Origin of the sequence: Ostreibacterium oceani, from assembly GCF_009362845.1 — a bacterium.
GTDB lineage: Bacteria > Pseudomonadota > Gammaproteobacteria > Cardiobacteriales > Ostreibacteriaceae > Ostreibacterium > Ostreibacterium oceani.
In genome coordinates this window covers 1-21,956 of sequence record NZ_WHNW01000002.1, presented here as the reverse complement: position 1 = coordinate 21,956, position 21,956 = coordinate 1, and the positions used below count along the sequence as shown (strand labels likewise).

General features: G+C 46.0%; 19 protein-coding genes and 1 pseudogene. 10 read left to right on the top strand and 10 right to left on the bottom strand.

Annotated features, from left to right (window positions below):
• Positions 1 to 216: 216 nt before the first annotated feature.
• From mgtE to upp, 3 genes are all read right to left on the bottom strand, one after another.
• Complete coding sequence (mgtE, locus tag GCU85_RS01700) at positions 217 to 1,569, bottom strand: magnesium transporter (protein WP_152808713.1); 1,353 nt, start codon at positions 1,567 to 1,569, stop codon at positions 217 to 219.
• A gap of 247 nt (positions 1,570 to 1,816) precedes the next feature.
• Positions 1,817 to 2,095: a peptidylprolyl isomerase gene (locus GCU85_RS01695; protein WP_152808711.1), complete on the bottom strand. Its 279-nt coding sequence runs from the start codon at positions 2,093 to 2,095 to the stop codon at positions 1,817 to 1,819.
• Positions 2,096 to 2,166: 71 nt separating this feature from the next.
• Positions 2,167 to 2,799, bottom strand: a complete 633-nt coding sequence (upp, locus tag GCU85_RS01690) for a uracil phosphoribosyltransferase (protein ID WP_152808709.1) — start codon at positions 2,797 to 2,799, stop codon at positions 2,167 to 2,169.
• Positions 2,800 to 3,405: 606 nt separating this feature from the next.
• Between upp and GCU85_RS01685 the strand changes: the two genes are divergently transcribed.
• From GCU85_RS01685 to GCU85_RS01655, 7 genes are all read left to right on the top strand, one after another.
• Positions 3,406 to 4,596 carry a phosphoglycerate kinase gene (locus GCU85_RS01685; protein WP_152809325.1) on the top strand — a complete coding sequence of 397 codons (1,191 nt, stop codon included), beginning with the start codon at positions 3,406 to 3,408 and terminating at the stop codon, positions 4,594 to 4,596.
• A 54-nt stretch (positions 4,597 to 4,650) separates the two neighbouring features.
• Positions 4,651 to 5,463, top strand: coding sequence for a pseudouridine synthase (locus tag GCU85_RS01680; RefSeq protein WP_152808707.1), 813 nt, complete (start codon positions 4,651 to 4,653; stop codon positions 5,461 to 5,463).
• A gap of 82 nt (positions 5,464 to 5,545) precedes the next feature.
• Positions 5,546 to 6,178: a paraquat-inducible protein A gene (locus tag GCU85_RS01675; RefSeq protein WP_152808705.1), complete on the top strand. Its 633-nt coding sequence runs from the start codon at positions 5,546 to 5,548 to the stop codon at positions 6,176 to 6,178.
• Positions 6,175 to 7,557, top strand: coding sequence for a 23S rRNA (uracil(1939)-C(5))-methyltransferase RlmD (rlmD, locus tag GCU85_RS01670; RefSeq protein ID WP_152808703.1), 1,383 nt, complete (start codon positions 6,175 to 6,177; stop codon positions 7,555 to 7,557). The genes GCU85_RS01675 and rlmD overlap by 4 nt, the downstream gene beginning before the upstream one ends.
• Before the next feature lie 146 nt (positions 7,558 to 7,703).
• A complete protein-coding gene (locus tag GCU85_RS01665; protein WP_152808700.1) occupies positions 7,704 to 9,134 on the top strand; it encodes a TolB family protein in 1,431 nt (476 codons plus the stop codon).
• 8 nt (positions 9,135 to 9,142) lie between these two features.
• Positions 9,143 to 9,919, top strand: coding sequence for a hypothetical protein (locus GCU85_RS01660; protein WP_152808698.1), 777 nt, complete (start codon positions 9,143 to 9,145; stop codon positions 9,917 to 9,919).
• Positions 9,920 to 9,996: 77 nt separating this feature from the next.
• Positions 9,997 to 10,431: a hypothetical protein gene (locus tag GCU85_RS01655; protein ID WP_152808696.1), complete on the top strand. Its 435-nt coding sequence runs from the start codon at positions 9,997 to 9,999 to the stop codon at positions 10,429 to 10,431.
• A gap of 230 nt (positions 10,432 to 10,661) precedes the next feature.
• Here the strand turns inward: GCU85_RS01655 and GCU85_RS01650 are convergent, their stop codons facing one another.
• A complete protein-coding gene (locus GCU85_RS01650; RefSeq protein ID WP_152808694.1) occupies positions 10,662 to 11,537 on the bottom strand; it encodes a lysophospholipid acyltransferase family protein in 876 nt (291 codons plus the stop codon).
• Positions 11,538 to 11,776: 239 nt separating this feature from the next.
• Here GCU85_RS01650 and msbA point away from each other — a divergent pair, with 239 nt between their 5' ends.
• On the top strand, positions 11,777 to 13,540 hold the full coding sequence (msbA, locus tag GCU85_RS01645; protein ID WP_152808692.1) for a lipid A export permease/ATP-binding protein MsbA: 1,764 nt from the start codon (positions 11,777 to 11,779) through the stop codon (positions 13,538 to 13,540).
• Between the two features lie 77 nt (positions 13,541 to 13,617).
• On the opposite strand, the gene GCU85_RS01640 is transcribed toward msbA, so the two are convergent.
• Both GCU85_RS01640 and GCU85_RS01635 read right to left on the bottom strand, forming a co-directional pair.
• Entirely contained in the window at positions 13,618 to 14,217 is a 600-nt protein-coding gene (locus tag GCU85_RS01640; RefSeq protein ID WP_152808690.1) for a class GN sortase, read from the bottom strand.
• Positions 14,214 to 16,193, bottom strand: coding sequence for a marine proteobacterial sortase target protein (locus GCU85_RS01635; protein ID WP_152808689.1), 1,980 nt, complete (start codon positions 16,191 to 16,193; stop codon positions 14,214 to 14,216). The genes GCU85_RS01640 and GCU85_RS01635 overlap by 4 nt, the downstream gene beginning before the upstream one ends.
• Before the next feature lie 280 nt (positions 16,194 to 16,473).
• Between GCU85_RS01635 and creB the strand changes: the two genes are divergently transcribed.
• Positions 16,474 to 17,202: a two-component system response regulator CreB gene (gene creB, locus GCU85_RS01630; protein WP_407944960.1), complete on the top strand. Its 729-nt coding sequence runs from the start codon at positions 16,474 to 16,476 to the stop codon at positions 17,200 to 17,202.
• Entirely contained in the window at positions 17,199 to 18,635 is a 1,437-nt protein-coding gene (creC, locus tag GCU85_RS01625; RefSeq protein ID WP_152808685.1) for a two-component system sensor histidine kinase CreC, read from the top strand. Before creB ends, creC begins: the two co-directional genes overlap by 4 nt.
• A gap of 41 nt (positions 18,636 to 18,676) precedes the next feature.
• Here creC and GCU85_RS01620 read toward each other — a convergent pair whose 3' ends face one another.
• The 4 genes and pseudogenes from GCU85_RS01620 to GCU85_RS09905 all read right to left on the bottom strand — a co-directional run.
• The gene (locus GCU85_RS01620) at positions 18,677 to 19,597 is read right to left on the bottom strand and encodes a DUF1365 domain-containing protein (protein WP_152808683.1); all 921 of its coding nucleotides are present in this window, start codon (positions 19,595 to 19,597) and stop codon (positions 18,677 to 18,679) included.
• Entirely contained in the window at positions 19,594 to 20,892 is a 1,299-nt protein-coding gene (locus tag GCU85_RS01615) for an NAD(P)/FAD-dependent oxidoreductase (protein WP_152808682.1), read from the bottom strand. The genes GCU85_RS01620 and GCU85_RS01615 overlap by 4 nt, the downstream gene beginning before the upstream one ends.
• 96 nt (positions 20,893 to 20,988) lie before the next feature.
• Positions 20,989 to 21,387 carry a hypothetical protein gene (locus GCU85_RS01610; protein ID WP_152808680.1) on the bottom strand — a complete coding sequence of 133 codons (399 nt, stop codon included), beginning with the start codon at positions 21,385 to 21,387 and terminating at the stop codon, positions 20,989 to 20,991.
• A pseudogene (locus tag GCU85_RS09905) lies at positions 21,384 to 21,956 on the bottom strand (hypothetical protein); the annotation flags it as partial. The gene GCU85_RS01610 and the pseudogene GCU85_RS09905, both read right to left, overlap by 4 nt.

Below are 21,956 nucleotides of genomic sequence, written 5' to 3'. Positions count from 1 at the left end.
TGCCATTAGTCGCTGATGCCATTAGTTATTGGCGCCGTTAGTTATTGACGCTATTAGTCATTGTGATAATTACTATAGCATATTTGTCGTCCATTTTGATGGCCTGCTTGATGGCTTATTTTGATGGCTTATTTTGATGTCAGCGATTAAGGTGACAGTTAAGGCAAGGGGGGTAGGCTGATAAGTCGGTAGACAAGTTGCCAGATAAGTCGCCAGTTAGAATTCGAGGATAACCCGTGCAATAGAAAAAAAGATAAAAATACCAAAAATATCATTGCTGGTGGTGATAAATGGGCCCGTCGCAAGCGCAGGATCAATACCCATTCGGTGCAGGGTGATAGGGACAAACGTACCAACCAGCGAGGCAATAATCATCACAATAATCAACGACAAGGCAATGGTGATGGCAAGACTGATAGGGTAATTTAGGATAAAGTGTGTGGCAAAAAGGAGCAACAAAGACAGCAACAGTCCGCTAGAAAAACTGAGTAATAACTCTTTGAATAAGCGGGTCGATAAAGAGTCTGACAAGGTATTGTTAGCAATACTTTGTACAATAATAGCAGACGATTGAACCCCGACATTGCCAGCCATCGCGGCAATTAATGGCGTAAAGAAAAATAAACGACTGTAGCGTTCCAATGCGGTATCAAACTCGCCAATCACGAGCACCGCGACAAAGCTGCCGACTAGGGCTAATAATAACCACGGTAATCGGGCGCGAGTTTGTTTGATAAAGCTATCATTGGTGTCTACGTCTTGGGAAATACCTGCGGCGAGTTGGTAGTCTTTTTCTGCTTCTTCTTTGATGAAGTCAACAATATCATCAATGGTGATGCGACCAACCAATTTGCCGATTTCATCCACGACTGGCAGTGCTTCTAGGTCGTATTTTTGCATGACTCTAGCGACTTCATCGCCGTCGGTGTGGACATTCACATAATCCACGCGCGGGATGTAGATTTCTGCGATTTTGGTTTGGCTTTTGACGGTTAGCAAGTCTTTGACGGACAGCCGCCCGATGAGTTTGTCGTCTTTGTCAACGACATAAATCGAATGCACGCGGATGACGTTTTCAGCTTGTCGGCGAATTTCATCAATGCATTCAGACACGGGCCAGTCTTCTCGTACACGAATCAGCTCTTTGGCCATTAATCCACCTGCGGAATCTTCATCGTAGCGCAGGAGCTCTTGTAGGTCTTTGGCGTGTTCGTCGTCTTCGATATTGTCGATGACTTCGCCTTTGATTTCGTCGGGTAGCTCGGCCAAAAAATCAGCCGCGTCATCCGTGTCCATCATATCTAATTCGCCCGCAATCTCCTGCGGCGAAAGCTGGAGCAGGATTTGTTCGCGATCATCCTCGTATAACTCCATTAAAATTTCGGCCGTTTTTTCGCTGTCCAACAAGCGGATAATGTACGCCGCGTCTACGGGCGGGATAGCCGCAATGATTTCGGCGATATCGGCGTGGTGTAAATCTTTGAGGTAACGATGCAGCTCTTGATCCAATTGTTCGGAAGCAAGGTGTTGTATTTTCTCGATTAATTCGGGAGTAACTTGAAATTGCATCGTGTGTTTGGGTTGTGTTGTAAGTGTTGTAAGTGGCGTAATGAGATTAAGTGGCGTAATGGGGTTAAATCAATTCAGTGCAGCCTAGTATCCTAGTATTCGAGCACATCGGCATCAATGGACAGATAAACCCACAGATAAACCCATAGATAAACTGGCAGCACGTGCTAAGGGGTTATCTTAGCACGGACTGCCAGGCAAAGTGGCGTTAACGTTACGCTAACGTTATGTTAACGCCATGCTAGCATTACTCTGAGCGGCTGGTGACTTCGAGCAAATGATAGCCAAATTGTGTTTTAACTGGACCTTGTACCGTATTGACAGGTGCTGAAAAAACGACTGCGTCAAATTCAGGTACCATCATGCCACGACCAAATTGACCGAGGTCACCACCTGCAGCGCCTGATGGGCAGCTAGAATGTTGTTTTGCCAATTCAGCGAAATCGGTGCCTGACTCGATTTCGGTTTTGAGTGATTGTGCTTGTGCCTCGGTACTAACGAGGATGTGTCTTGCCGTTGCTAACATAAGCTTTCTCCGGGTTGCGTTTTAAAAAAAATAAAAAATCAATATCGGTTGGTTGTTTTTCAGTTATCTGGTTAGTTATCATTTGGTGGGGTGAAAAAAGCGCGATCGCCCGCGTCACCTAGTCCTGGGATGATAAATTGCTGCGCATTTAGTTTTGGATCGATTTGCGCAATGTGCAGGTGTATGTCTGGGTGTGTTTGGTTGACTAATTCAACACCTGTGTGTGCGCCGATAATATTAATGCTATAAATGGCTTGTGGTTGTTTGCTTTTGATAAAGGTAATGCTATCAATAAGTGAGCCGCCTGTAGCGACCATTGGGTCGAGTAAAATCGCGGTTTTCCCTTGTAAGTCAGGGATGTTTTCGTAATAAAAAACCGCTTTGGCGGTAGCTTCATCACGTTTCATGGCGATAAACCCACTACGTGCGTTGGGTAGTGCCTTGAGTATGCCAGCAAGCATTGGTTCGCCCGCGCGTAAAATCGGGATAAAAACCAGCGCTGACTCATCAATGCGTTCAACGTCCAGCGGCCCTTGCCACGTGTCAATCGTTGTGGGTTTGGTGGGGAGTTGCGCGAATGCTTCGGCGACCATTAGGCGCGTGAGCTCCTCTAGCGCCATGCGAAAATTAAATGAATCAGTATTGACGTCGCGTAAACGATTAACTAAGTGTTTGACGACGCGGTTTTGACTTTCGTAATACATGGTTTTTAGCCTGTTTTATTGACTGATATCAATTTGCGTTAACTGCCCGCACTAAGTACTCGCGCTAACATCCTGAAGTATAAACGCCTGAACGATAAACACCTGAACGATAAACACCTGACTAAACATTGATGCAAACTGACAGATTAATCAAATGATGCTAAGTCGAGTTAGGTTATCGAGACATATTGGACATATTCTAATGGGTTACGCCCTGTCTGCCAATCATAAAACGCAATTATTCTATTTTTTTTAATGGGTCGCTTTGCCGTCTATTTGGAACGTCTTCGATGATTTGGTGTTAGTTTGGTGCTAGTCTAGTGCTAGTTGGCCGCTAGTTGGGCGCTAGTTGGGCGCTAGTCTGATGTTGTTGCGTGTTGGTTTGGCATGGTATTTGGTGTGGCATTTTATGCGGTATTTTATGCGTCATCCAGCATGACAGCGGGTATTAATTTATCGGTGAAAAGCAGCGGTGCGTAGATGAGTCACCCAGAGATGTGAATCAATAGACGATTTTAGGCCGTTTTTTTGATATGATAAGCCGCCTACTGAAACGAGTAGATAACTGTATTGACGATGACAAGAGTATAGAATCCAATGACCACAATGCCTTTTTTAAAAATGACTGACCTGGATTTGTCAGGTAAAAAAGTCTTTATTCGTGAGGACTTTAACGTGCCGATTAAAAACGGCGAAATTCAAAACGATGCACGGTTGCAGGCCGCATTAGAGACGATTCAGCTTGCGTTAGCCAAGGGCGCGGCGGTGATTTTGGGTAGTCATTTGGGGCGACCTGCCGAGGGTAAATTTGACCCCGAGCTAACCTTGGCGCCTGTTGCCAGTTGGCTGACAAAGCATTTGCGGCAGAATGTGGAGTTATTACATGACTATCTGCATGGCGTGTCAGTCGCGCCTGGCCAAGTGGTGCTATTAGAGAATTTGCGTTTTAATGTGGGTGAGAAAAAGTGTTACGATGCCTTGTCTAAGCAGTTAGGCGAATTGGCGGATGTCTTTGTGATGGATGCTTTTGGCACCGCCCATCGCGCGCAGGCATCAACTTATGGTGTCGCTAAATTTGCACCGATTGCTTGTGGTGGGCCGCTGCTGGTCAGAGAAATTGAAAATATCGAACGTTCATTATCGAATGCACAGCACCCGATCGTGGCGATTGTCGGTGGCTCTAAGGTATCGAGTAAACTCGCCTTGCTAGATGCGTTGATTGAAAAAGTCGATACGTTGATTGTCGGCGGCGGTATTGCGAATACTTTTTTAGCAGCAACGGGCGCGCGCGTGGGTAAATCACTGCACGAGCCCGATTTGATTTCAGTGTGTCATGAAATCCTCGAAAAAGCTCACCGCTTAAATACGTTAATCCCGATGCCGATTGATGTCGGAACGGCGGAGCATTTTGATGAGCATGCCGAGTGTGTATTCAAAGATATCATTGATACCACACGAGATGATATGATATTAGATGTTGGGCCGAAAACCGCAAAAAATTATGCCAAATTAATCCAGCAGTCCAAGACCGTGATTTGGAACGGGCCAATAGGGGTATTTGAATTCGCGCATTTTACGCAAGGTACAGAAAAACTAGCACAAACGATTGCAGGCGCTGATGCGTTTTCTATCGCAGGTGGTGGTGACACGATTGCCGCCATCGACCAATTTAACGTTCACGACGGTATTTCTTATATCACCACAGGCGGTGGCGCGTTTTTGGAATACATGGAAGGGAAAAAACTTCCCGCGATTGCCATATTGGAATCGCGCTTTGCTGATTCGAACAAAATATAAATCCGAATACAGGCGATAGCGCGACAGCATTTAATTACATAGGACACTTAACTCATGGCAAAAACACCTTCCAAAAAAGCAACGGGCGAGCGCATCCAAAAAAAATTGGCGGCGTTAGGCTTTGGCTCACGGCGAGAAATTGAGCGCCTAATCGAAGCAGGTGAAGTCAAAGTGAATAACAAGCCAGCGACGCTCGGACAGCCGTTACAAGGCAATGAATTAATTCAAATCAAAGGGCGTCGCGTCGTGCTTAGCGAAGTCAAAAGCGAGCGCAAAACACGGGTCATCGCCTATCACAAGCCCGTTGGCGTGTTATGTACACGCAAAGACGACCAAGGCCGTCCCACCGTGTTTAAAGACCTACCGCCGATTAAAAATAGTCGTTGGGTGATGATTGGGCGATTGGATGCCAATACCTCAGGGTTGCTCCTTTTTACTAATGATGGTGGCTTGGCTAATGCGTTAATGCATCCACGTAACGAAGTCGTGCGTGAATATGTCGTGCGGGTATTCGGTGAAATTACTGAGACAAAGCTACAGCAGTTAGAAAGTGGTATCGAGCTAGATGATGGCTGGGCGCATTTCGACCAAATCATTGCCATTAGTCCTGACGAGGAGGTCAAAAATAACTTTTTCAAAGTCAGTTTGCGCGAAGGTCGTAACCGTGAAGTCCGTCGATTATGGGAGGCAGTCGAGTGCCAAGTTAGCCGATTAAAACGGGTTCGTTATGGTAGTTATGATATCCCTAAGACCTTATCGCCAGGCAAAACAGTCGAATTAACCACCACAGAGGTTAAAAAATTAACCCAATGCCTAGATGCTAGCGCCAAAACTAGCGCCCAAACTAGTAGTAGAAACGATGGGTAAAACCGATGAAGCTAATACGAGTGCAAAGCCGCAATAAGGGCAAGCCAAAGCTAAGGGCAAACCAAATAAGGGCAAACCAGCAATGCGTGCAAAACAAATAGGTCTGTCCATTTTATGGCTACTGGTTGTGCTGACTTATCTGGGGGGAATCTTGCTGCCGATGGCGACCGTCAAAAAGTTTTATTTTTTTGAGAATGAATTTTCCCTGGTAAATTCAATGCTATTGTTAGCCAAAACACCGTCGCTACAAAACACCAGTTTGCTGATTATTATCGGGTTATTTACGGTGATTTTTCCTGTCGCAAAACTCGTGACCATGGCGCTACAGATTCGGCATTTGTGCAGAAATTGGCAAAACAAAATGACAAAAGTGGTCGAGACGCTGGGGCATTTTTCGATGCTGGACGTGTTTGTTATCGCGTTAATGGTTATTTTGCTAAAATTACGCGTGCTCGTTGATGTTCAGTTACATATTGGGTTTTATGTGTTTACGGTTTCGATTGTAGCGAGTATTTTGTTGAGCTTTTGGATTAAACAACTGCGTCAATCTGATGCTGAAACCATTGCGCCGAATGCGATGCAGTCTAGCCAGTCCACGCAGTCGGTAAAGCCCACGCAGACCGCCATGCAAACTGACTTTAATCCACCCGAATTATCCGAATTATCCGAATCATCTGAATCATCTGACCCACCCGACCCATCAGGCAACCCATGAACAATAAACGACGAACCAGAAAGCCCAAGCTCCCACAAGGCGAATTTACCACGACGATTACCGAGCTATTGACTGATGGACGCGGCTTGGCGTATGCCAATGATAAGCCCGTCATGATAACGGGTGCATTGCCGAATGAGACGGTTAGCTTTGTCTATAAAAATAAACGCAAACAGCAGTTAGCAGGGCAGGTGACCAACGTCACGACCGCAAGCCCCGATCGCGTCATCCCTAAATGTGCGGCTTTTTCGGTATGTGGCGGGTGTAGTTTGCAGCATTTGGCGCCATCCAAACAAATTGCGTTTAAATCTAGTCAATTAGTCAATCACCTGACGCATCAGGCCAAAACGTTGCCTAAACAGCTGGTTGAGCCTTTGCAAGGCAGTCCTTGGGGGTATAGGCGCCGTGCTCGCGTGGGGATCAAACAGGTTAAGGGCAAGGGTCGCGTGTTGGTTGGCTTTCGTGAGCGTTATAGTCCGTATATTGCCGATATGACGCGGTGTGAAGTACTCGCGCCTGCGCTGTCCGATTTGTTGATGCCAATCTCGGCGTTAGTTGCACAATTGTCTATTCCTGATCGTATCCCGCAGGTTGAAATGGCGCTGGGTGATAATGCGTTGGCGCTTAATTTTCGTCATTTAGACCCGTTGACGCAAGGGGATTTACAGTTATTGCAATCGTTTGCTGAGGCGCACGATGTGTTGATTTATCTGCAGCCAGGTAATGAGACGACCATGCATGGGTTAGGGCATGATCAAGTATTGCAGTACCACATTGATATACAAACGGCACAAGAGCAACAGTCAGGGCAGTATGTTGCGCCTTTGGTCATGGATTTTTTGCCGTATCATTTCACCCAAGTTAATTTTGAAATGAATCAGTTGATGCTAAAGCAAGCCTTAGACTGGTTAGCGATTGATAAAAACGACACGGTGTTGGATTTGTTTTGTGGGTTAGGGAATTTCACCTTGCCTATCGCACAGCGTGCAAAATACGTGGTCGGTGTCGAAGGCGCTAAGCCACTGGTTGATTGGGCCAATCGCAACAAAGACAATAATCAAATCGATAATGTGGCGTTTTACCAAGCCGATTTGACCCAAGAAACACGATTGATGAAATGGCGAGAAGGCTATCGTTACAACAAAATACTGATCGATCCACCACGCAGCGGCGCCCTAGAAATCATGCCGTTGATTGCCAATCTCGCCCCTGAAAAGGTGTTGTATGTCTCGTGCCACCCCGCGACGCTTGCCCGAGATGTGGAGATGCTAGTCAATCAGTATGGCTACCAATTAGAAAACGCAGGCGTGATGGATATGTTTAGCCACACGGCACACGTGGAGTCGATGGCGCTGTTGGTGAAAAGTCCAAAAAAATGAAGCCGAATCTGAGGTGAATCTGGGGCGAAGGTGCTTATTTGTTTCTGATTTTTTAAATTGGCTGCTTGAGGGATGGTTTTAGATTGACAAGGTTATCCGTGCGTTTTATGATGACTTTGAATTAATTAACAAGGAGTAAGCAAACCATGTATCGTTCTGACTGTCAAAATCAGCATATTATGCATCAATTTGCAGGGGTGTTTTCAAGCCGCGCCAAGCCGTTGGTAAAAGCCATCTGCTTGTTATCGGGGTTAGCTTGTACGATGACCATTTATGCACAAGAAGTCACGCCAGTCAGTGTCAATAGCGCAGGCGAACAGGCAGCCAGCGGGTCTTATTGGCCAGCGATTTCAGCCGATGGTCGCTATGTGGCGTTTGTATCAGACGCAGATAACCTCGTAGTGGGCGATACGAATGGCGACGATGATATTTTTGTGCACGACCGCGAGACAGGCGAGACCACCCGTGTGAGTGTCGGTAGCGCAGGCGAGCAGGCAAACAGCCAATTTTCTGCGCCAGCGATTTCAGGCGATGGTCGGTACGTGGCGTTTATATCAGGCGCAGATAACCTCGTGGCGGGTGATACGAATAATCTATCAGATATTTTTGTGCACGACCGCGAGACAGGCGAGACCAATCGTGTCAGTGTCGGTAGCGCAGGTACGCAGGCAACCAGCGGATCTTATTCGCCAGCGATTTCAGCTGACGGTCGGTACGTGGCGTTTGAATCATGGGCAGATAATCTCGTGGCGGGTGATACGAATAACGAAAGCGATATTTTTGTGCACGACCGTGAGACGGACGAGACTACCCGTGTGAGTGTCAGTAGTGCAGGGACACAAGCAAACGGCGGGTCTGAATCGCCAGCGATTTCAGCCGATGGTCGCTATGTGGCGTTTGAATCATGGGTAGATAACCTCGTGGCGGGTGATACGAATAATCGAACAGATATTTTTGTGCACGACCGTGAGACGGGCGAGACCACCCGTGTGAGTGTCGGTAGCGCAGGCGAGCAGGCAAACAGCCAATTTTCTGCGCCAGCGATTTCAGGCGATGGTCGCTACGTGGCGTTTGTATCGAGCGCAGACAACCTCGTGGCGGGTGATACGACGAATAACAACTGGGATGTTTTTGTGCGTAATCTGGAGACAGGAGAAATCAAACGAATTACCGCGGATATTCCTTATGAAGAAGAAATTTCCAGTGCTGTATATTATCGTGTATCATTATCTGCCGATGGGCGATATATTGCTTATTCACCTGAATACCAAGCATGCGACTTTCTGGGATGCGGCCCTTCTTTTTATGGAATTTATATTTATGACCAAGAGACGGGGCAAACTGAAGTCATTGCTGCTTTGCTCGATGAAAATAATGAATTTGGCAATAGTTGGCCCTACAATGGTAGTGGGTTCCCTAGTTTATCAGCCGATGGTCAAACGGTAGCATTTGGTTCGAGTGCTACTAACTTGGTGCCTAATGACACCAATGAAGCGTTCGATATTTTTGTGGCAGAGTTAGGCGAGACCATATCCAACATCAGCGGGACGTGGTATGACCGCAACCAGAGTGGTTAGGGTTTAACATGATTCAAACGGCGAACGACCAGTTGGTGGCGTATTTTTATGGCTATGAGAATGCTGATGGCAACACTAACGGCAACACTACTGGCGATGCGCTGTGGTTATTGACAGACGCTTTGGCCGTATCGCAAATTGAACAGGGCAAAACCTACACCCTACCTGTCTATACGGGTTTTGTGGGCAATGGCGGTCGCTTTGATAGCGCCCCGACTACGGACAGAAGCGGCTTGACCGAATGGGGCAACGTCGAGCTTACCTTTACTGGCTGCAATGCCGCGACGGCGACCTTGGTTGGCGAAGATGGCACCAAGTCATTTGAGATGATTAAGCTCGCCAATGTCAAAGGCGCTGAATGCGGTGATGCAGTTACTAATAATCCGTTTTTCAATATCAGCGGCACGTGGTACGACACGACTGAAAGCGGTCTTGGGTTTAATGTGATTAACACAACGAACAATCAGTTGCTGGCGTATTATTATGGCTATAAAAGTGGTGCAAACGGTAATACGCATTGGCTATTATCGGATGCGTTATCTGTAGAAGCAGTAGTGCCTGGTCAGACCTATACGATACCGGTTTATACGGGGTATGCGGGTAACGGCGGGACGTTTACGAGCGCACCGACAGATGGCAATAGTGGTATTCGAAATTGGGGTACACTGCAAATCAGGTTTGATAACTGCAATAGCGGCAGTGCGACCCTGTCAGGCGAAGATGGAAGCAAGTCATTTAACCTAGTGAAGCTAGCCAACCTAAAAGGCGCAGCTTGTGCCCAGTAATTGGCGATTAGCAGATAGCTCGTTGATAATGGATTAATTGGGTTAATCGGATTGCGATACTATCACAGGAGACGTTTATGCTAAACATTGAAAAAATAACCTACCTAAAGGTAGGTTATTTTTTATTGCCCACCGCTGTTTTTCTATATGATTTAATTTATGTGACGGATGAGTTTCGTTTCGCTCTCACTTATATTACACTGTTTTGCTTAACTGCTCCGTTGGGGATTGTAGCAGCAAAATATCTAGATAATTTAACCATGCTAGAAACCCTATCTTCCGATCACGATATAGCCCAAACTATATTGCGTTTGGTTTTTATGTGTTTTATTGTTGCGATTGGCTATATTCAGTGGTTTATTATTATCCCTAAGCTATGGGGGGCTATTTTTAAACTGCAATTCCGGCCGTTTAATGTGATAGACCATGAATCGACTCATGTCAGAATCGGCGCTTTCTTTTTTTTGTTTGTTGTTTTTGTGCTATTTGCTATTTCGGCACTTTCTTATTAGCAGTGATTATCTTTGTTCTTTCAGCAAGTGGTTTTCTTCCTAAAATATCCTCGTGCTATCAGTCTAGTTTGATTGCTTTGTTTGCTTTGCTCAATAAAGCCCAGCAAACCTCAGCATGCCCCAACAAACCCCAACATGCCCCAATAAGGCTAAACAAGGCCTTTGCCATAAAGCAGATTAGGCAGATTAAGTAGATTAAGCAGCTCAATCAGATTAATCACAGGGTATTTTTATGGGGCATTTTCATAGGGAGATTGCTCGTCGTTGGGCTGGCGGTGAAAGCGTTTATAAGTCCATTGGTACTGACTGGGGGCGAGGTGGACACATGCTGCTACGCCTTGGTTAAGCGCGGTGGCGGCTAGGCGTTCGTCTTTGTGGTCTAGCCCCTCTGGCGCAGGCAAAATATGAATGTCATAGCCGCTTGCGACGCGTTTGGCAAAGACAAATAACACCGTGGCTGATTGGCGTTGTAATAATTGGCTGACCAACGTCATGGTCAAGGCAGAATGCCCCATAAAATCGGCAAACACACCGCCTTGGCCAGCTTTGGGTTGCTGGTCGGGTAAAATGCCAATCGCGCCGCCGTTTTTTAGTGTTTTCATTAGCGCACGAATGCCCGTAATATTGGTGGGTACTAGCTTTGCGCCTGTGCTTTCTCTCGCTTGTTGCAAAATATCATATAAAAAAGCCTGCTTGGGTGGTGCAAACATCGCCGTCATCGGAGAAAACTGATTAAAATAATGGATGGTAATTTCCCAATTACCTAGATGTGGTGCCAGTAAAATCACGCCATTGCCACTTTGCAGTGCGGCATCGTAGTGTTGTTGGCCGTGTACGGATTGAATCAATGACAAAGCATAGTCGCCCCCTTTGGTAAAAATGCGCGGTAACTCAAGTAGCGTGTTGACATTATCAATCAACGTTTGTTTGACTAATTGTTGTTGCGCTTGGCTTGATAGCTCGGGGAAGCACCGCGCGATGTTGATGGTGGCGATGTTTTTTTCACGATTTGGTAGCCAAAAAAACAAATGCCCTAGCACCACAGCCAGTCGTTTGGCAGCGCGGTGCGGCAAATGGGAGAATAGGTTAAAGAGGATTTTAATCATTTCTTAAAAACATTATCGGTTGTTTGACTGAGCAGTTGTTTGGCTGAGGTCAAGTAAGGTCATCGTCGCGTGGTTATACCGTGATTATACCATTTTCTTGTGTGATTGAATGACCTGATGATGCGAAACCCAGTATTATCTGTATAATAAACTCCGATTTACTGATTTTGGTATATTTCAGCTTACGTTAATCTCCGTTAAAATTCGTCAACAACTAGAAACACCCGAAAACACCGCTTATGAAACAAAGTGTCACTTTATATAAACGCTTGTTAGGCTATGTATTGCCTTACTGGAAGATGGTCGCGCTAATGCTGTTGGCAACCGCCGTTTATGCGAGTACGAATGCGTTATATATCGCCAATATCCAGCCTATTATTGACGACGGATTAATTGGTAAAGACATGCGGGCAATTCAAGCCGTGATTGGGTTTTTATTACTAATTACCTTTGTCCGTGGGATTGGTTTTTTTCTAAGCGGTTATGCTTCGCGCTGGGTTGCGAGTCAAATTGTATTTGATTTTCGGCAACAGATGTTTGGGCATTTGCACCAGCTCCCTAGTCGTTACTATGATCGTGTGAATTCAGGGCAAACGCTATCCAAATTTAATTATGATGTACAGCAACTCACTGGGGCGGCCACCAACGCCATTATTACGCTAGTTCGAGAAGGTGTCATGGTCATCGCGTATTTGTCGTATTTGCTGTACGTTAATTGGAAAATGACGTTGATTATTTTTGTAATTGCGCCGTTGGTCGGCTGGATTGTGGTGTTGGTCAGCAAGCGATTGCGGCGGTTGGCGCAAAGTATCCAAGGCAATATGGGCGCGATGAACCATATTTTGGATGAAAACATCAAAGGCCATAAAATTGTCAAAATCTACCGTAGCCAAGCACAAGAGGTGAATAAATTCACCCAAGCTATCCATGCCATTCGCCGTGCATCGATTAAAAGCGAAGTCGCCACGGCGTTAAGCACACCGATAATCGAATGGATTATCGTTTGTGTGTTGTCTTTAATCATCTGGCTGTTGGCGCGCGAGACCGTGGCTAACCAACTCACACCTGGGGCGTTTTTCGCGTTTGTCGGGGCGATGGGGTTATTACCGTCACCGATTAAAAAACTCATGCGGATTAACGAAGAAATTCAACGCGGATTGGCCGCGAGTGAGAGTATTTTTTGCTATTTGGATGAAGCCACAGAAACAGATGCTGCTCATGCCACGCATCAGGCAACCTTACCTGATAACGTGTTAGGCCGGCTTGTTTTTTCGCAGGTTAGTTTTGCTTATTCGGATGCGGATGCGGAAGCGGATGCGTTGGTATTAGACGACTTTAATCTAACGATTGAAGCGGGTGAAACCGTGGCATTGGTCGGTGCATCTGGTAGCGGGAAATCGTCACTGGTGTCATTGATTCCGCGATTTTATGAGATGCGTACAGGGCATATTTATTTAGATGGTGTGGATATCCATCAATTGTCGTTGCAAAATTTGCGCGCACAGATTGCCTATGTGAGTCAAGACGTGGTTTTGTTTGATGATACCGTGGCAGCCAACATTGCCTACGGTGAGCCACTGGATAAAATCGATAGGAAACGGGTGGAGCAGGTCGCGGAATTAGCCCAAGCCACGCCTTTTATCCAGACATTAGCCCAAGGATTTGATACGCTGATTGGTGAATCTGGGCTACGCCTATCGGGCGGGCAGCGACAACGCTTATCCATCGCGAGAGCGCTTTATAAAGCGGCGCCAATCATTATTATGGACGAAGCAACCTCGGCGCTAGATACCCAATCAGAACGCGCAATCCAATCGGCGTTGGATGTGCTGTTTAAAGACCGCACGGCGATTATTATTGCCCATCGACTGTCGACGGTGCGCCACGCGGATCGCATTGTGGTCTTGGCGGATGGCAAAATTGTCGAGATAGGCTCGCATGAGGCGTTGATGCAGCAGCAAGGGCGTTATTTTCAATTACAGGCAACCTTGCAGGCTGATTGATAGCCTGCCATCCAAGGTTTATCGTAAGTGAACCCGTTTTTTAATCAATAAAATCATAAGACTATCTAATCAGCTAATTAGCGGGAATAGGACAGTAGGGGTGTCACTTGGCTGATTGATGATACTTGCTGTCCAGATACCACATACCGTAGCGGCCCGCCAGGCACGATGGCATCCATGGGCCAACAAGTAATTAATGACAGCCCCGTGCGGTTAGCATCAAAGCGTAAAGGACCATCACGGACGTCTATCACTTGGCTTGTCGTCATTTGATAAATGATTGTTTCCCCAGAGATATTTTCAATTTCAAGGTAATCGCCTACTTGCAGCTCGTCCAAATAATTAAAGTGGGTATCACGGTGACCAGCTAAAATATTATAGCCATTTGTGCGAATATTATCAGTTGCGCCAGGCCCGAATGCCAGCGATTCACCGCTGACATCTTGCATGACAAATTGATTGATGCCTAGGCGTGGAACACTGAGGCGAGCGACCACCCAAGTATCTGCCCACGGCCAGGGTTTTTGGGGGGCTTCATGATGATTACGTTCCTGCCAGGACTCGCTAATTAACCAGTTGGCGACTTGTGCTTTGGCTTGAGTGTATAAGCCGCTGCCTAGCTGTGACATGCCCATAATAACAAATACGGCTAAGACAAAAATTTTTCGTCGTTTCATGGCGCTACCTTGTCCTGTTTTTCAGCGTTTTTAAAATAATAAATCATTGCCAGCGTTAAAAATAATAGTCCAATCAATAGTTGCAATGTTGCGTTGGTTGCGGTTGACGGGGCATAGAGTAAACTATTTTTCGGTGCTAAATTGGCAATGGTTTCGGATTTGGCCATTTCATTGGTTGGTTTTGAGATTTTTTCTTCTATGGCAACGAAGGCAGTAAACGGTGTCACTATCTGATGCGCGATACCAATGTGAATAATATCGTCTTTGAAATCATCCAAGGGTAGGCTGTAAAGCACGGATTGTTCATTAAAATCCGCGATTTTGTTTTTTGCCCAAATTTTATGGATGTTTTTGGTTTGTCCGCTATTGGGGCTATCCGTATTCACTTCACTTGCCCAATTTTCATCGCCAAGCTTGCCATTGATACGCACTACATCAATGGGGTTTGCTGATTTAAGGGTTAATAAAATCGGTTCGGCTGTGTATAAGTCGGGGATTTTTTTGGGATAGATTTCAACGGAATCATTAAAAGGTAAATCAATGCTGATATCGCGCATCATGGGGCGGGAAATTTTATCAAATAAGGCGGTCATTTCGGTATCGACTTCGTTTAAATTAGCGATATTAATCGTGCTACCACGTCCGTATTTGGCGGCGCCAGACATAAAATGTTGATTGGGTGCGCTCCCAATGCCCACCGTAAATAAACGGCCATCGCCTAAGTGTTTGGATAGATAGTTAAATAGCTGTGCTTCATTGGCAACTGCACCATCCGTGATAAAGATAATCTGTTGTAGATAGCCGAGATTCTCAGGCTGTGAAAACGCTAATTGAAGAGCGGGTAACATTTCTGTGCCGCCATCGGCTTGTAGCTGGTTGACAAAACGCCTGGCCGTTGCCATATGGTGTGAGTTTGTGGTTTGTGCTTCGTCAAAAAGGCGGGTGGCATGGCTGTCAAACGCAACAATGTTGAAAACATCTTGCCCTGATAAGGAATCTAAACCCGCCAGTAATCCGCGTTTTGCTTGTTGTATTGAATCACCTGCCATTGAACCTGACGTATCAATAATAAACGTCACCGCTTTGGGCAGGGTAGAAACAATGTTTTTCACGGGTGGCATAATCATCATAGCGTAGTAATAAGCGTCATCTTGTTGTTCAGACGCGATAGCAGCGCTAGGCTTGAATCCTGCCATTGGTTCCCAATGAATTACCATATCGCGATTGAGCGGCTCTGTCCCATTACTCAGCTCGATTTGGTGGCTGTCACCAATGGAATCAACGCGAATGTCGTGTGTTGCGCTGTGAATGTTTTCTATAGGCAAATTAAGTGCTAAATGAAGGTTGAGGCTAAATTGATGGGTGTCTGTTTCATTCATGTGTGTGGCAAAAGCAAAATCACCCGCTCCAGTGTCTAGCCTCTGTGCTGAATAACGTGGGGTAAATGTAGTGGGTAGTCGTAGAGAGAACTGCCCATTGCGGTAGTCAACCATGGTAATCCACGTAATTTCGGTGATGACTTCGGCGTTGGGTGCGATGTTGGCTAGCGACATAGTAAATAGATTGGGACGGCTTTGTGTTAATAGACTAGCTTTTTTCCCTTTATCTTTAGCGGCTTCAAATGCGAGTTTGGCTTGTGCTTTTTCTTTGACGATGCCACGAATAACCGTATTGTCTGTTGTCATCGTTAGGCTGTCAATGGTGGCTTTGTCTGATAGTGGGAATTCATATTGTCCATTCATCCACTCATTGCTGGTATTTTGAAATGTCTGAGTCAGCGTCATTGTCGCAATCATGCCGTTTATTTCACCGCTAATCTCGGTATTCAATAATAACGCAGGTTGGTTAAATTGATTGGACTGGTCTGCTAGCATTAAACGAGCGGTCATATTATCGTTATTTGCTGCATGCGTGAGCTGAATAATAACGCTTGATATTAACAAGGTGCTTCTGATGAAAATTCGATTGATTTGCATAATGGTCTCCGAGTAGTGGTTGGTTGGTATTATTGTTGCAAATGATTTTGTAAAATCTGTGTGCCCTGTGTGTGCCTTATGTGTGCCTTATGTGTGAATTAGATGAAGATTCGACAGATAACAAGACCATCACTATGCGACCATTACCATGCATGTCATTACCATGCTATCATCGTCATGCTGTCAGCCCAATACTTTGATTATTTTAAAAATAGACAAGTGATAGGGTGGTTGTGTATACTGTTGGCTCCAAAAACATCCCAATAATAATGACGCAATAGTGATGATAACAACGGTTTTAATTATCGAAGATGAGGCAGAAATTGCCGACACACTGCTTTATGCCTTAACCGCCGAAGGCATGCACCCGACTTGGGTGATGGATGCTAAATCGGCGTTAGTGCATTTAGCATCAACGCCAACGGAATTTATTATTTTGGATGTTGGTTTGCCCGATGCCAGTGGTTTTGAGCTATTTAAAACCATACGGCAGCAATATGACATTCCAACCATGTTTTTGACCGCGCGATCCGAAGAAATTGATCGAATTGTTGGCCTAGAAATCGGCGCGGATGATTATGTGACCAAACCATTTAGTCCTCGGGAAGTCGTTGCTAGGGTGCGAAATATACTAAAGCGCAGCCAAACAATGGATAATGCTCCTGAGCTGTCGACTCAGGCGGTTTCTCAGGCAATGGCGGCATCCGATGAGGGGTCAAAAAACACCCCCTTTCTGCTAGACGAACAATTAATGAAAATCGCTTACCGCGGGCATGATTTGGCGCTTACTCGCAGTGAATATTTGTTGCTATCAACGCTCATTAAGTACCCTAAGCGGATTTATTCACGCCGTCAGCTAATAGAACAAGTGTGGACATCAAACCATCCTTCTGATGACCGAGTGATTGATACGCATATCAAAAGCCTACGACAAAAGCTTAAATCCATTGATGCGGATGACATTCCGATTGTGACGCATCGCGGGTTTGGTTATTCGTTGGCTTCATGATGAAGATGAGCTTTAGTTTTCGTGCGTTTGTTGTTTATTTTATCGTGATAGGTGGGTTGTCGTGGTTTATTTTAGATAAGGCTTCTGACAAGTTAAAAACCGCATTTCAACAATCCTCAGAGACCGTATTGGTCGATACGGCAAACTTACTGGCTACCTTTTTAGAGCATGAATTTCGTGATCAAGTGTTAGACACGGCGCAAATGTCTCAGTTATTTGAAGACAGCTATAAACGTCGGTTAAATGCAACAATTTACAGTCTCTATAAAGATGAAATTGATTTGGAAATCTATGTGACCAATCGTCAAGGGGTTGTTGTCTATGATTCGACCAATAGAAATGAAGGCAAAGATTTTTCGCAGTGGCGCGATGTCAATCTGACATTACAAGGGCAGTACGGCGCGCGCAGTAGTTTTCGTTATGACGATAAAACCGCTGAAGGGGATGAAAAAATCATGGTTGTAGCGGCGCCGATTCGTATTGATAATGAAATCGTCGGTGTGTTGAGTGTTGTCAAGCCGATTCGCCCGCTTGAGCAGTTGCTGGCGGTTGAAATAGATAACTTAAAAGACTATGCGTTATTGCTTGTCACTATTGCGATTGTATTGGCGTATTTAGTTAGCTATGGGTTTACACACGCGATTTCGCGGTTGGTTAATTATGCCAATAGGATGACACGTGGCCAAAAAACACCGCCGCCTCGTTTTTTGGATAAACGGTTTGATAAGCTCGCCAAGGCGATGACACAGATGCGCGAGGAATTAGATGGTAAAGAATATGTTGAGCACTATATTCATGGTTTGACGCATGAATTAAAAACGCCGCTAACCGCGGTTGGCGCTGCCGCTGAGTTATTGGCCGAAGGCGTACCTCAATCAGAGCAACTGCGGTTTATCAATAATATCCAAATATCGAATCAACGGATGCAAAAGTTGGTAGAACGAATGCTGGATTTGGCCAAATTGGAGAGTAAAAATAAACTCGATATAATCGATACCTTTGATTTGTCCGCAGTCGTTGAGCAGTTATTGTCTGAAAGGGCGTCGATTATTCAGGATTATGGATTAGCCGTTGCCGTTGAAATGCCTGATACACAAAATGTTTCAGGTGATAGCCTGTTGATTCGACAAGCTATCGCTAATTTGCTAGATAATGCCTTAGAGAATGCCCCTGATCAAGGCGACATAATACTGGCTTATCGGATGGATAATAACCGCCATCATTTACAGGTGATTAATGAAGGCGTAGTGCTTGAAGACTATGTGCTTGACAGGGCATTTGAACGATTTTTTTCATTGCAATCAAATCATCGTCTACATAAAAGCACAGGGCTGGGTCTTAGTTTTGTTCGAGAAATCATGTCATTACACGACGGTGAAGCCTATTTAAAGAACACGAAAGAGGGTGTTTGCGCTGGGATTATTTGGCCGTAGCGTTTGTTTGTAGCGGTTGTTAACCAACGCGACTAATGCGGTTAACGCTGATTTTTGGTGGTTTTTCTGTCGTGTGGGTCGGGCTTTTTAATGTGGCGAATTTTTTTGCCGAGGATTTTTAAGGCTTGGTAATGAATCAGTGTTATCACCTTAATCGTAAGCAGCGGTGTTTTGTACCAAGCACGGCGAAGGCTCGCCCGAGATAACGGCGAAAACGCGCCATTGACGGTCGTGATTAAGGTTTTTTGGTTATTTTTACCATAATAATCGATTTGGATTTGGGCGTGTTTGGCGGTGATGTGGTAGCGAAACCAGTAATAGCCTTCGCGCGGTAAAAACGGTGAGACGTGGAATTGTTTGTCGGCTTGCATCCACTGGTTTTTGTCGATGGGCTGCCCGTTTTGGGGGTGGCACAGATAGCTGTGTGTCTCGCCAAACGTATTGTTTACTTCGTTTACTGTACAGTAAAGTTCGTTATTTTGATTGTAACACAGCCAAAAACTCACGGGGTTAAATACATAGCCCAAAATACGTGGCATGGTAATTAGTACTACCTGATGGGGTAACGCGATGCCATGCTCGGATAATCTATCGTCAATCCATGTTTGTAGCGAACGGTTGTCGCGGTAGCCGTGGTCTTTGCTGTAAAAGCTGTGTAATCCAAAGCGATTAACGGGCATGATCTTGCCAAGGCGACCATTTGCAATCGAGGCTAACGGGATGGCGATATAATACACGCCATAGGAAAACCCATTTTTTTTGGGGTCTAGGCGCTGGTGCATTACCCGCGCTGAGAGTAACTGAGGGCAGGAAAACTGAGCGCACGGCGACTGAGTGTTTGGTGACTGAGCGTTTGGCGACTGAGCGTTTGGCGACTGAAGGCAGGGCGTAGTCAGCGTCTCGGTCAGTGGGCTGTCTTTTTCAGCGTTTTCCGCAGCGTCTTTCACAGCAGCGTCTTTCATAACGCTTCCCAAGGCGGCGTTACCCCAAATTGACGCGCGAGGTTAACCGCGCTTAATAGCCCATCTTCGTGAAATCCGTAGCGTTGCCAAGCGCCACAAAACCACAGCTTGTCAGTGCCTTGTATGCTGGCGAGCGCTTGTTGGGCGGCGATGGCATCGGCGTCAAACAGCGGGTGATGAAACGTATGCGTGTCATAAATCAGGCGGGCATCGGGTGGCTCGGCTGGGTTTAGCGTGACAAAGAGCGGTTTGGCCGTGCCTAGCGGTTGTAAATTATTCATCCAATACGTGAGGCTAACGCCGTTGGCTGGGTGCGTTGGTGAGGTGGGTTGCAGATTAGTTTGCGGATTAGTTTGCGAGCGGGATAAATAGACCCAGCTTGACCAAGCCGATTGGTGATGTGGCATCAATCGCGCATCCGTATGCAGGACGGCTTGATTCGGTTGGTAGCGAATGCGCCCAAGTACGGACGTTTCTGCTGCGGTTGGTTGCGCAATCATGGCAAGGGCTTGATCGCTATGGCAGGCAAAAATAACCTGATCGTAGTGTTCTGTCTGGTCTAGGCAATCAATCACCGCAACGCCATCAGGTAGTCGTTTGACCCGCTTAACGCCTGTGTTTAGGCGGATGCGATGCGAAAATGAAGCGGTTAGTTTTTTGATGTAGGTTTGGCTGCCGCCGAGTACTGTATGCCATTGCGGTTGGTCGTTGACCGTGAGCAATCCATGATTGTCAAAAAATTGAATCAGCGTTTTGGCTGGAAAGGCAAGCATCTCAGTCGATGGGGTGCTCCAGATTGCGCCTCCCATTGCCAGTAAATAGTAATCACGAAACCAATTACTTAGCCGTAAATCGGTGAGGCATTGCGCCATGCTGGCTTGTGGGTTTTTTTCTACGTAGCGTTTTGCTTGGCGATTAAACCGTAAAATATCAGCTAGCAAGCGATAAAATTTAGGGCGGCATAGGTTTTTCTTTTGCGCCAATAGCCCGAGGAGTTGGTTGGTGCCGTATTCTAACCAGCCGTTATCGATACTCACGCCAAATGACATATTACTGCTGGCAGTGGGAATGTCTAGATGTTTGAATAATGCGCATAAATGCGGGTAATTACGTGCGTTAAATACGATAAACCCCGTATCAACGGCAATCGTCTGGCCATCGTGTTGGACTGTGCGTGTTCGGCTATGTCCGCCGATATAATCGGATTGCTCATAAACCGTTATATCGTGCTGCGGATGGAGTAAATAGGATACTGCCATCCCAGAAATGCCCGTACCAATAACTGCGATTTTCATTAGGGTGCTTTACGTGTTGCAAATGGTCAAGTGGCTATTCTATCGAATTAATGCCACAGATAATAGCCCTATCGTTCACAGCCTGTATTCGCATAGCTAGGTAGAAATGTAGTAGTTGACATACTGCTCGGCAGTCATTTTACCTATTTCTACTCTCGGGTCTTCGATGATTTTTTGAAGCAGTACTTCCCAGAGATCTGCCACTGTTCCCTGATTATGATTATAGGCAAGTTCAAAGTCAAACGCTATATCGGGGTAGTCTTCAGCTAACGCGTCCTTGTAAACATTTCTAACCGTATCCAAACTATCATAAGCATCTTCACGTGAATTCCAAACCCCATTACCAAAGAAAATTGTCATTGCTTGCCCACAATGATTATTTTCATTGGCAGTGCTAGGTAGCGCCACAGACAGTAGCGTAACCAACAGGGTAGATGATAGAAAACGTCGCGAAGCCATTCGCATAAGGGGTAACCGTTTTTTTAACGTAATCATTGATATTCCCCCTCTAATTCAAACTCGCAATATTCATAATCCTGACCAGTCGTGGGTGGCAAAGAAAGTACACGTCCACTCCAGTATTGGTTATAGTCGCTATAAGCTGCCGCACGCGCTGATGTATCAATCAGCAGTGTTTGTAACCAACGTCTTATATCCAAACGTGTTGCGTGGTCAATCAGCTCGGCCTCAAGCGCCTTTTCTCTCATATAGAATAAACAGCTGCCTGATGAACTCTGTCGATCGCCCGCCGCTTCAATGCGATCGGTATCACCGCTGTCGGTAGCCAGTAACGTTTCTTGTAACATCTGGGCATGTTGATAAAGCGCATAACGCAAATCGCGTAGCGGCTCACCAGGGAATCGCTCGTAAATCGCCAACTCCAAATCATCACGAATCCCATCGCCATCGCTATCAATCCCCGCGAGGGTTAGTTTCCCCGCCTCGCCTGGGTGGGCGGGGATGATGGCCTCAGGGTCGGATAAATCAACTTCTTCATCCTCCTCTTGCCCATCGGCGCGCACTTGCCAGGTGATATTGTCCCACGAAAAAAGCCGTGTGCGGTC

What these genes read in the sequence shown, in the direction of transcription:
- mgtE (WP_152808713.1), bottom strand. Translation starts at nt 1,569, where the DNA reads ATGCAATTTCAAGTTACTCCCGAATTAATCGAGAAAATACAACACCTT.
- GCU85_RS01695 (WP_152808711.1), bottom strand. Translation starts at nt 2,095, where the DNA reads ATGTTAGCAACGGCAAGACACATCCTCGTTAGTACCGAGGCACAAGCA.
- upp (WP_152808709.1), bottom strand. Translation starts at nt 2,799, where the DNA reads ATGTATTACGAAAGTCAAAACCGCGTCGTCAAACACTTAGTTAATCGT.
- GCU85_RS01685 (WP_152809325.1), top strand. Translation starts at nt 3,406, where the DNA reads ATGCCTTTTTTAAAAATGACTGACCTGGATTTGTCAGGTAAAAAAGTC.
- GCU85_RS01680 (WP_152808707.1), top strand. Translation starts at nt 4,651, where the DNA reads ATGGCAAAAACACCTTCCAAAAAAGCAACGGGCGAGCGCATCCAAAAA.
- GCU85_RS01675 (WP_152808705.1), top strand. Translation starts at nt 5,546, where the DNA reads ATGCGTGCAAAACAAATAGGTCTGTCCATTTTATGGCTACTGGTTGTG.
- rlmD (WP_152808703.1), top strand. Translation starts at nt 6,175, where the DNA reads ATGAACAATAAACGACGAACCAGAAAGCCCAAGCTCCCACAAGGCGAA.
- GCU85_RS01665 (WP_152808700.1), top strand. Translation starts at nt 7,704, where the DNA reads ATGTATCGTTCTGACTGTCAAAATCAGCATATTATGCATCAATTTGCA.
- GCU85_RS01660 (WP_152808698.1), top strand. Translation starts at nt 9,143, where the DNA reads ATGATTCAAACGGCGAACGACCAGTTGGTGGCGTATTTTTATGGCTAT.
- GCU85_RS01655 (WP_152808696.1), top strand. Translation starts at nt 9,997, where the DNA reads ATGCTAAACATTGAAAAAATAACCTACCTAAAGGTAGGTTATTTTTTA.
- GCU85_RS01650 (WP_152808694.1), bottom strand. Translation starts at nt 11,537, where the DNA reads ATGATTAAAATCCTCTTTAACCTATTCTCCCATTTGCCGCACCGCGCT.
- msbA (WP_152808692.1), top strand. Translation starts at nt 11,777, where the DNA reads ATGAAACAAAGTGTCACTTTATATAAACGCTTGTTAGGCTATGTATTG.
- GCU85_RS01640 (WP_152808690.1), bottom strand. Translation starts at nt 14,217, where the DNA reads ATGAAACGACGAAAAATTTTTGTCTTAGCCGTATTTGTTATTATGGGC.
- GCU85_RS01635 (WP_152808689.1), bottom strand. Translation starts at nt 16,193, where the DNA reads ATGCAAATCAATCGAATTTTCATCAGAAGCACCTTGTTAATATCAAGC.
- creC (WP_152808685.1), top strand. Translation starts at nt 17,199, where the DNA reads ATGATGAAGATGAGCTTTAGTTTTCGTGCGTTTGTTGTTTATTTTATC.
- GCU85_RS01620 (WP_152808683.1), bottom strand. Translation starts at nt 19,597, where the DNA reads ATGAAAGACGCTGCTGTGAAAGACGCTGCGGAAAACGCTGAAAAAGAC.
- GCU85_RS01615 (WP_152808682.1), bottom strand. Translation starts at nt 20,892, where the DNA reads ATGAAAATCGCAGTTATTGGTACGGGCATTTCTGGGATGGCAGTATCC.
- GCU85_RS01610 (WP_152808680.1), bottom strand. Translation starts at nt 21,387, where the DNA reads ATGATTACGTTAAAAAAACGGTTACCCCTTATGCGAATGGCTTCGCGA.